This is a genomic window from Marinobacter azerbaijanicus (assembly GCF_030250645.1).
Lineage (GTDB): Bacteria > Pseudomonadota > Gammaproteobacteria > Pseudomonadales > Oleiphilaceae > Marinobacter > Marinobacter azerbaijanicus.
Genome location: NZ_JASSVS010000030.1, coordinates 1 through 9,369, shown reverse-complemented (window position 1 = coordinate 9,369; position 9,369 = coordinate 1). Strand labels below are relative to the sequence as shown.

Annotated in this window: 13 protein-coding genes; all 13 read left to right on the top strand. The window is 45.0% G+C overall.

The genetic code is table 11. The features are described from left to right. A partial coding sequence (locus QPM17_RS22915; RefSeq protein WP_285394069.1) for a DUF1294 domain-containing protein occupies positions 1-364 on the top strand: 364 nt, incomplete at its 5' end. Positions 365-645: 281 nt separating this feature from the next. Continuing rightward, positions 646-1,398, top strand: coding sequence for an HNH endonuclease (locus tag QPM17_RS22910; RefSeq protein ID WP_285394068.1), 753 nt, complete (start codon positions 646-648; stop codon positions 1,396-1,398). 119 nt (positions 1,399-1,517) lie between these two features. Then, positions 1,518-1,808 (top strand): hypothetical protein, encoded by a 291-nt coding sequence (locus QPM17_RS22905; protein ID WP_285394067.1) that lies wholly within the window; start codon positions 1,518-1,520, stop codon positions 1,806-1,808. Between the two features lie 343 nt (positions 1,809-2,151). Further along, on the top strand, positions 2,152-2,403 hold the full coding sequence (locus QPM17_RS22900) for a hypothetical protein (RefSeq protein WP_285394066.1): 252 nt from the start codon (positions 2,152-2,154) through the stop codon (positions 2,401-2,403). Positions 2,404-2,413: 10 nt separating this feature from the next. Then, a complete protein-coding gene (locus QPM17_RS22895; protein ID WP_285394065.1) occupies positions 2,414-2,659 on the top strand; it encodes a hypothetical protein in 246 nt (81 codons plus the stop codon). After that, positions 2,659-3,417 (top strand): hypothetical protein, encoded by a 759-nt coding sequence (locus tag QPM17_RS22890; protein WP_285394064.1) that lies wholly within the window; start codon positions 2,659-2,661, stop codon positions 3,415-3,417. Before QPM17_RS22895 ends, QPM17_RS22890 begins: the two co-directional genes overlap by 1 nt. Before the next feature lie 96 nt (positions 3,418-3,513). Next, a complete protein-coding gene (locus QPM17_RS22885; protein ID WP_285394063.1) occupies positions 3,514-3,948 on the top strand; it encodes a hypothetical protein in 435 nt (144 codons plus the stop codon). 13 nt (positions 3,949-3,961) lie between these two features. Next, positions 3,962-4,327 carry a hypothetical protein gene (locus QPM17_RS22880; protein WP_285394062.1) on the top strand — a complete coding sequence of 122 codons (366 nt, stop codon included), beginning with the start codon at positions 3,962-3,964 and terminating at the stop codon, positions 4,325-4,327. A 103-nt stretch (positions 4,328-4,430) separates the two neighbouring features. Continuing rightward, on the top strand, positions 4,431-5,384 hold the full coding sequence (gene gapS4a / locus QPM17_RS22875; RefSeq protein ID WP_285394061.1) for a GapS4a family protein: 954 nt from the start codon (positions 4,431-4,433) through the stop codon (positions 5,382-5,384). Next, the gene (gapS4b, locus tag QPM17_RS22870; RefSeq protein ID WP_285394060.1) at positions 5,374-6,492 is read left to right on the top strand and encodes a GapS4b family protein; all 1,119 of its coding nucleotides are present in this window, start codon (positions 5,374-5,376) and stop codon (positions 6,490-6,492) included. Before gapS4a ends, gapS4b begins: the two co-directional genes overlap by 11 nt. A 79-nt stretch (positions 6,493-6,571) precedes the next feature. Next, the gene (locus tag QPM17_RS22865) at positions 6,572-6,931 is read left to right on the top strand and encodes a gamma-glutamylcyclotransferase family protein (RefSeq protein ID WP_285394059.1); all 360 of its coding nucleotides are present in this window, start codon (positions 6,572-6,574) and stop codon (positions 6,929-6,931) included. Between the two features lie 211 nt (positions 6,932-7,142). After that, on the top strand, positions 7,143-7,820 hold the full coding sequence (locus QPM17_RS22860; protein ID WP_285394058.1) for a hypothetical protein: 678 nt from the start codon (positions 7,143-7,145) through the stop codon (positions 7,818-7,820). 89 nt (positions 7,821-7,909) lie between these two features. After that, the gene (locus tag QPM17_RS22855) at positions 7,910-9,091 is read left to right on the top strand and encodes a phospholipase D family protein (protein ID WP_285394057.1); all 1,182 of its coding nucleotides are present in this window, start codon (positions 7,910-7,912) and stop codon (positions 9,089-9,091) included. Positions 9,092-9,369: the final 278 nt, after the last annotated feature.

The window sequence follows — 9,369 nt, the reverse complement described above, 5'->3', positions numbered from 1 at the left end:
ATCCCCACGCTCCAAAGGGCTGACACTGGCATGCACCATAGCCGCTGCGTTCTTCGCGCTACTGGGGGCCTTGAGCGCTGCCGGACACACTCCAATGCAGCTCCTGGCGGCATACGCGCTGCTGAACATGATCACCTTTGCCATGTACGGCATCGACAAAGCCGCAGCAGGGAAGGGTCGAAGGCGCACACCAGAAGCCACGCTGCTCTTCGCAGGTTTGATCGGTGGCTGGCCCGGCGCGCTGGTAGCGCAGCGACTATTTCGGCACAAAACCAGGAAGCAGCCGTTTCAGGCGATATTTTGGTGTGGTGGTGGTGATGAATTGTGGGGTAGTTGGGTGGGTTTTTTATACGGGGGTGGCTAAGAGCGTTTGAGCTGGTTTGGGGAGAGCTTAAATGGCTTGGTGCGATGCGCTTGGTTGCCTGTTTTTTTATTAATTTTTCCGCATACAGTATATTGGTTCCGGCAAAACGAGCAAGCGCGCGAATTCTGCATAGGTGGCCGAGCTATACTTAGGTCAAAGTAAAAACAACGACTTGGAAGAAAAGGCGCGCGCCAGATAATATTGTTGAACGCGCAGGCTGTTCATTCAATATCAGGACGCGCAGTCCAATCACTGTTAGGCATTCATGGATGGAGAAGTCATTGAACACAAAGCAAATAAATTACTCAGCTGCTTACTCCTTTGCTGATAGCGCAGTATCTGCTGTGCGAAACCCGTCAGATATCGGCCCTGATGAAGTAATTGCTGATTTTTTTGGATTTAGGAGCCCGGAGTTTTTTGAGCAAATAGAGAAACCGCAAAAATACACTTTGCTTCATACCTTTATTCACAGTGTTAACGGTTTTGGGATACAGCACTACCTTGGCAAGGTTGATGGGGAAATAATAATTAGTGATTATGGATGGTTACTTGATGGGGCTGGCATTCCACGTCCAGTATGGTTCACTGCGCAAGAAGTAGAGGATCATATCGATGAGTTGAGAGATATATTGGAGGCTGCTACGACGACAATTACTGATGCTGCTTTTCAATTACTCTTTGCGGATAGAACTTTTCTATTTGAGTTTGGCAAATTCATACAGCCGTTTATTTGTCAACTTCAACCCGGCGAGCATCCATGCATCGCTAGCCCGGGGGTTGTGAAGAGGTCATACTTCCCTGTTTGGTTAAAAAATGCTGTATTTCATCGAGATAAAGGGAGGTGCCAATTGTGTGGCTGTGATCTTACCAATATCTTGGTGCCAACAGAGACGAGACATATAGATCATATGGTTCCATTAATGGCATCAGGAACAAATGACCCAACAAATTTTCAACTCACATGTGAGTCATGCAATACATCCAAAGGAGCACGAGTCCATGCCACCAGTCACCTTACCTATCCATATTGGTAGCCTAACAAGCGGCAGCACGGTGACCGCTTCTCCGCCGCTTCGCGGCTACAAATCGGCACGTGTGCCGGGCGTTGGGCGGAATGCTCTTCTGCTTAGAAAAATCAGCTTAAGATGACGATATGAGTCAAGACTTCGACTACCTCACGGAACTGACGGAAGATTTTTTCCGCCAACGGCGCGTGGGACGATCACTGAGAATAATTGAAGAAAGTGAAATCACCGGATGGGAAGTGTGGTTTCAGGTGGAGTTCGCCCACTTTCTTAGCCAGCACTTAACGGAACCAGAGTGGTGGCGGGAATGGTCATTAGACTATGACCGCCGCATGGAAAAGGGGCGCACTTTCTGCCGCCCTGACTTTATCATTCGTAAGAAAGGTTGGCGACAAGAATCGTACGCAGCCTTGAGATAAAGCAGCATCCAGACGCCGGAATCTGCTTCTCCAATATGATGAAGGACATCCAAAAAATTTCGAAGATCAAGGCATCCTCACTTGATATCCGAAGTTTCTGGGTGCTCGGTATCCACAGAAGACGGCCGAAGGGAGAGTTACGAGAACTCATCATGTCGCGTTTCGAAGCAGCGGGCATGAACCCACCAGAGGGGAATATGGTTGTGCGTTACATTCCCGGAAGTAATTACGCGTACTCTATGTTTTAGTAAGCGCCCAACAAGTCGTTCGAGCGGACGCGCTGGCGCGCGCCACTCAAATTTGACGTTAACTGCCCAGTGCCCCAACCACATAAGGAACTCCGATGAATAGTGATCAAGAATTAGCCCATAGAATAAAAATCAAGTTTGGCACCGCCCCAACCGAACCTACTTCTTACCAACTAGATAAAATAAAGCAGGACATACAGGCTCTCGTAGCGCAAGGCCTTACTCCATCCGAGAAAGATTGGGCAGATATTGTAAAAAAATATTGCCCTGACGCTGGAAGTTACCTTTACAAAGGTGCAGATACCTCTGACCTAATTACCCTGATGCAATTAGCAACTAAAAAATAGGACGTTCGTTATGAGCACGGAAAACCTGAAGAAAGAACTTGAAGCAGCACTATTGATTACTGATTGGTCCCCCACTGAACGTGATCTTCGTGAGATTGCAATAAGAATTAAAGGGCTGAGAGGTACAGTATCAAAAATAGATATTGAGAAAATAGTCCATGATGTAGTTGGTTCATATGAAAGCATGGCCATGGAAGGAGTCGACAATACCGACCTGACCACCTTGCTTCTCATGGCAACGAAAACGACTAATTAATGATGACTAATGAGCAAGCTGTTCTTCAAGCTGAGGCAGAAATTGAAAAACTGAAGCAAGCCTACATGGATCATCTTAACCCTGTTGTTATTGAAATCCATGAAAATGGAGTAGATCCATCCCTCCAAGACTTATTGACATGCCAGAAACTGGGTGCAAGATTCTTCAATTTCGTCGAAAACTTTGTTGGCAATAGCGGGTTATTAGGTGCTCATGCAAATGGGAAATGGGTTACCGGTTTTGCTGAATCCTGTCACAGCATCTTAAGTGCCTTTGTAGTTCATGTGAATTTTCTTAGAAGTCACTCTGACACGCTTAAAGGCGCTTTAGAGAGTCCTAATGTCGGGGCTTATGCGAACATGCAAAGAATGACAAAAGAGTACCTTCCAAAAGATCAGTGGCAGCAATTAGAGGCGCTCTACAAAGAAAATAGTCTTCCAACAGCAGGATTTGAATACGCAGGAGCACAAGATTTGAATACAACACCTAAATGGCAGCTAATAACAGGTCTGTCTGTTGGCTTGCTATTTGCCTTAATAGTACTCGTTTTAGCTATATTTATTCCAAATCCTACTTCTACGCAATTTTTTATCTTCCGAGGAGTGTTTGCCATTTCTCTTGCTGCAATTGCGGCGATTATTCCTGGACTGCTTAATGTAGAGTCAAGGTTTCAAAAGTTTTCCATAAAAGCAACCGGTGCAATAGCTGTGTTTGTCATTGTCTGGCTGTTGAACCCTCCTGCATTGGTTGGCAGTTAACAAGGTGCTGCACGCGGAAAAATTACTCGCTGCGCTCTTAATTTTCCGGTGAGCACGGCGTTAGAGGTCGAGCCGCCCACAAGATTAGGAATATTAATGAGTAGTGACGTTATAACATGGATAGGAACGATACTTACCGCAATAGGGACTGCGGTAACTCTGTGGCAGGCTGGAAAGGTTAAACGCTATAAAGATCAGGTTGCGTTTGACCTTAGAAAGATATCGATTTCAGAAGCTGGAGAGATCTTGAGAAGGGGGCAAGAGGACTGTCGAAAACTTCTCAAGTCGGGTGGTCGAGGTCAAAGTATTACCAATATATGTGATTCTGTACAAGAACGCATAGATCAAGCGATGAACAGGTTTAATCAGAAATCGCAAGATGTGGATATTAAAGAAAAATTAAATTCAGCTAATGCGCTACTTCACGAAGTGAGGCAGGATAATAATACGACCCAAAACAGTAGCAATCTCCATGTTGTCTTCCAAGAGGCAATTCAACTGTGCAATGAGCGCCTAATGGAAATCAATTAAACGGAGTCAAGATATGGAAGAGTTACAGTCACAAATTAATAAACTTAAATATCAAATGGGCCTAGTTGGTGAATCGCTCGATTCTCGTGAGCATCCTATTGCCACGCTTGTAATAGCTATGGATTGGGACGAGAGCGATCTTGATAGAGCGCACGATATATTCGAGAAGTTCGAAGGCATAATCGAGTCTGGCGAGAAGCCTAATTGGTCTGAGTTTGAGCATGACTTTCTACAACAGTTCAGTATCGGGTATCAGACTCTTAAAATGGTAGTACTTGCTTTCCATCGAAATTTCCAATGGACGCATGTTTGCGAGGTTTACGCAAAAGCAAAAGAATGCATGGAGTTTCATGAAATTACGAGGCCAAAAAACTTCTAACAAGCGAATGTTGGCGGACTGGTTTTCCGCTGCGCTCCAAACCAGCCGCAAATGCGGGCGTTACAAGTCGTAGCCCGAGTTCACATTTATAGAAGGAAATAGTATGGGAGAGCTTTCTAAGAAAATAGGCGAACACGGCGAAAGAGTTGTGCTCGAATTCTTAAAAATGATTGGGTGGGCTGCGCCTGGTGATGGTGAAACTTTGCAGTGCAACAAACCGGATAAGCATGCGAAGAAGGAAGGATCGCCTCGAACCACGCATGGCATTGATCTATTCTTCCCACATAAGAGCCAGCTGGAAGACTTTACGATTTCTAACGCAATCATTTCAGTAAAATACACATCTAAACCTTACCCCAGTCCGCCGAACAACAAATTTAAGGAGCACATTACAGACCTGTCTCAGACAATCGAGTGTTTTGCAAGATCAGAGCTGCGGGACCAATCAAACCGAGAATACGAAGGTTTAGGAATAAGAAGGTCGAATGATACAGGTGTTCTATTCTGGTTTAGCGGCAATCGTGATTCCGAGCAAGATGTGGTTGGAAAGGTCGCCGGCGTTATACTAGACAAGGAGCTTGATTTTAGCAGCATTCAGGTAATCGACAATGCTAGAGCAGCTTTTATATACAACTCAATTATAACTGCGCGCCGTATTTACGATACATGCGAGCTTAATTTTCATTATGCGTTTAACTCGTCAAACTATACAGACCAAGGCATAGAGAAGTATGGGAAAATTCTGCCGCTGGAGTATATTACATCTCCCATAATTCCCATGAGGTTAATCGATAAGTCAAACAATAAACAAAAATTTTGCATTTCCACCATAGAGAACTTTAGTGAGGATGCAATGAAACGATTGTTGAATTTTGCAAGCGATATTTCTCAAGATTTTTCGCAAGAGTTTATATTTATATTTACTCAGTACGATGAACTGGAAGACAAGTCAATAGTGAACAAGTGTATTAGAAGTCTAGGCGAAAGATCCTCGCTTTTTGACGTCAAAGTCCACTGTTCTAATGGCGATTTCAGGGGGCTTATAAATGAACAATAAAAGATTTCTTCTACCTTATGGTGATCCTTTAAGAGAGTTCCTAAGTCAGCCGGGAATTACCAAGGCCGATATTAAGTCAATTTTGAGACGAAGGGGTGTTTTTTTCTCTGATGATGAGAAGGTTAATACAGTTCCGATCCTGATAAAAACCGGAATCTCCCCTTTTGAGCTTGAAGAGTTGATTGATAAAGTTAAAGGAAAAGAGGACAACCCAAAGATTCACACGCAGAGTATACCATGGGCTGGCGGCGACAAGCCTTTACTTGATGCGATCCCGGCAGAACTGAATATACAAGATCTAATTGATCAGCCTTTTTCTAACTACAAAGTATTGGGTGCGCCTAATTTTAAAGCGGTAGGTGGAAATCAAGACCATGTCGAAATGGAGTTCAAAGTTGAGCGGTATGATTTGACAAAAAGTTGGGATAAAAATACCTCTCAATTTTCAGGAAAAGTCACACTCAGGAAGGGCGACGATAACTTAGATGTAAGCATGAGTTTAAATCACACATCTCAAGAGACTAAGCTTGTTGCGGATAAGGTTTCTCGAAAAATTGTCCAGAATATGAAAAACGAGGGGTTTGTAAGCAGCGAGGCAGACGTCCGGCGTATTAGATTTAATGACTTCAGCAACTCTAACCGTGTGGCATTTCTACAGGATTTATCTCAGAAACAATTGAAGGAGGCTTTGTACTTTAAAGACACCAAAGATATAGGCTTTAGGCCAGATAAAAAGATGGAATTGCCTAGTGACATATCCTGGATGGAAGACAAAATAAAAAACCTGATTCTTCAGGGAAACGATATCCATACAACATTTTTCGTGAAAGACAGAAATTATCATAAGTTCTTGGAAGTATATCGGGTCGAGGCAGAATACTCTTTTTCTCAAGAAGAGTGCTCTGGCGATTGTAGAATCGTATTTGAATTCAGCGAATTCATTAGTCGTGAAAAAAACGACGCCGAATTACTTATTCGAGTCGCTAACATAAGCTTTAGCGATAAAATCTCCTCAGTTTCAACAAACAAAGTTAAAGAATCTCTCTTGTCACAACTGGAGGCAGCAAAATTGAAATTGCATGAGCAGTATCGTGAACCAAGTTTGTAACAAGCGCATGTTGTCGGACTGGTTTTCCGCTGCGCTACAAACCAGCCGCAAATGCGGGCGTTAGCGATAAGGAGAAATCGTGCTCTGTTTTTCTTATGGATCAAATATGTCGCTTGCTCGGCTCCGACAACGAGTCCCATCAGCTCAGTTTGTTGCTGTAGCAACATTGAGTGGTCACCGGCTTCGCTTTCACAAGATAAGTACAGACGGTTCAGGTAAATGCGATGCTGAAGCCGCTAAAGACCCGAGTGATCTGGTGTATGGTGTGGTAATTGAGCTAGCGGCGAGCGAAAAGCCAGCTCTTGATAAAAAAGAAGGTCTGGGGCGTGGCTACGATGAAAAGGAAGTAGAGGTTGTTTCAGTGGACGGTGAAACAATGCGCCCCACTATGTACTTTGCAACGAATATCGATGGCACCAGGACCATACCATTGGTATAAAAAGCATGTGCTCATCGGGGCGAAGGAAAATCACCTTCCTAAAGAATATATCGAATCTATTGAAATTGTTGAGTCGGTTGCCGACCCAAATGCTGAAAGGAGTGCACGGGAACTGGCAATCTATCGCTAACCAGTCGGTCAACCGGACCGCATTTCCGCTGTTGCTTCAATGCGCCGGGTTACCTCAGCATTATATTTTTTTGAGCCATCTATGAAGTTGAAAGAAGCGGCAGAGATAATAAAACGAGACGCAACTAATGCGTGGATTAGACGAGTTAATTGGCGTTTCATGGATCAGCGAATTCAAACTGAATTTGAGAGTGTCGCATCTGATAAAGATAGCTTGAACCTACTGGGCGGACTCTATATCAGCAGGGCAAAAGACAATGACCCCATACGGAAATCTAACCTGATAATCTCTCAACATATTAATTCTACTCATATCTTTACTGGACACAGATTGCTGGGGATAAGCGTGATCGATCCAGAAACTAAAGCGTTGAAAATTGCTTCTGAGCGAAATGCTCAGCTATGGTACTCTCAAGGGCCATCTGGCGATGTTCTTGTGTTCGTGGGTCCTTATCAGTCAGATGCAGGAAAAATTGAAGAAAATGAAATAATCATTGGGAAGTATCATAATCCATCTCAAATAACAGCTCAGCGCATAAGAAAACACTTTTCGATTTTCCTGAAGTATTGTAGTTGCACCGCGCAGCATTCCGCCTCAAGTCTGAGTAACTACTTATATAGGAAGTATCTGGTTTTCAATGACTTTAGGTATAAGTCTACATACAGGCAAAAGCTTATAGTATTTGCCGAGCGTATACTTATTTTGGCCCTTGGTGGGGCGGCGGTATGGGCCTCACTTTATGTCGGTGGGAAAATATAACAATCGGCTGCACAGCGACCGATTTTCCGCCGCTTTGCGGCTCCAAACCGGCGCGTGAGCCGGGCGTTAAACCTATTAGGGAGGTTGCGATGAGACTTGTAAGGCACGGTAATGCACTGGAGGAGCTTATTGTCAAGCTGACGGCGGCGCACGAAAAAATTGATTTTGCTGTCGCTTGGGCTAGTTCAGGAACCGCTGCTTTTACAGAAATTTCAAATCGTCGTAAAAAGATTAACAAAGCTGTAATTGGCACCCACTTCTATCAGACCCATCCAGACGTGTTGGATGATTTTGTGGGGGATAAGCGCACGCGTTTTGTCCTACAGCCGCAAGGAGTCTTTCACCCTAAGCTTTACGTCTTTACATCGGGCGGTGAGTGGGAAATTCTCATTGGTAGCGCGAATCTTACAAGAGGTGCTTTCGATAAAAACTCCGAAGTGATGTTGCATTTCACCAACCAGGATGCCCCCGATTCTATCCTGCAGGAATCACAAGATATAATCTCTGGTTACTGGGCAGACGGTGATGAAGTCTCAAAGCAGATAGCTGATACCTATCGAAATTTGTGGAAGGCACAGCAACCATCACTTCGTCGAGTTTCCAGCAATTATGGCGAAAGTGGAAAATTTAAGGCTCCTATCCATACGTCAATTATGTCCATGTCATGGGACGATTTCTTTCGTGCCGTTAAAAAAGACCTATATCACGGTTTCAGCGAGAGATGTGACCTGCTTGATCAAGTTCAGAGAGAGTTTAGAGATTCGCCAAACTATTCCGAGATGTCATTGGGAGTGCGTAAAACGATTGCAGGACTCCCGAATGACTATAACGATCATTGGGCGTGGTTCGGCAGCATGAAGGGGGCAGGTTACTTCCATCAAGCCATTAACAATAATGATCCACATATATCTGCTGCCTTGGATGAGATACCCTTAGAAGGTGGTATCACTGAGCAGCACTATCGCTCTTATATCGAGGAGTTCGTGAAGGCATTCCCACATGGGCGTGACGGCGTGGCGGTGGCAAGCCGTCTGCTGGCTCTGAAAAGGCCGGACCATTTTGTCTGTCTTGATGGAAAAAACCGATCGCAGCTATGCAAGGATTTTGGCGTCAAGAAAACTGACATGAACTACGACCGCTATTGGGACGAAGTAATTTGTCCGATTATGGATTCGGTCTGGTGGAACGCGCCAGTTCCAACCAGCAAGAGCCAACTGAAAGTATGGGCTGGCAGAGCGGCGATGCTGGACGCGTTGTTCTACCAACCATGAGGTATAAAAAATCGCTGCAAGTGACGTTTGACCCGCCGCGCACTTTTGCTGCCGCAAAAGAACGCGTGGCCCCAAACGCACCTGAGCTCAGGCATTAGCGAACCATCCCCACTCATGCTCCGCCTACGCGGCCAAGGAACCCACCATTGATCATCCCCACGACGGGCGCTTGCGGCTGGATCGTGAGCGCTTGAAGCAGCATCGCAAGCGGCTGGGCCTGAGTCAGGAGGCGCTGGCCGAGTACTGTTTTGACCGGCGTTTGTGCGTCTCCATTGCTT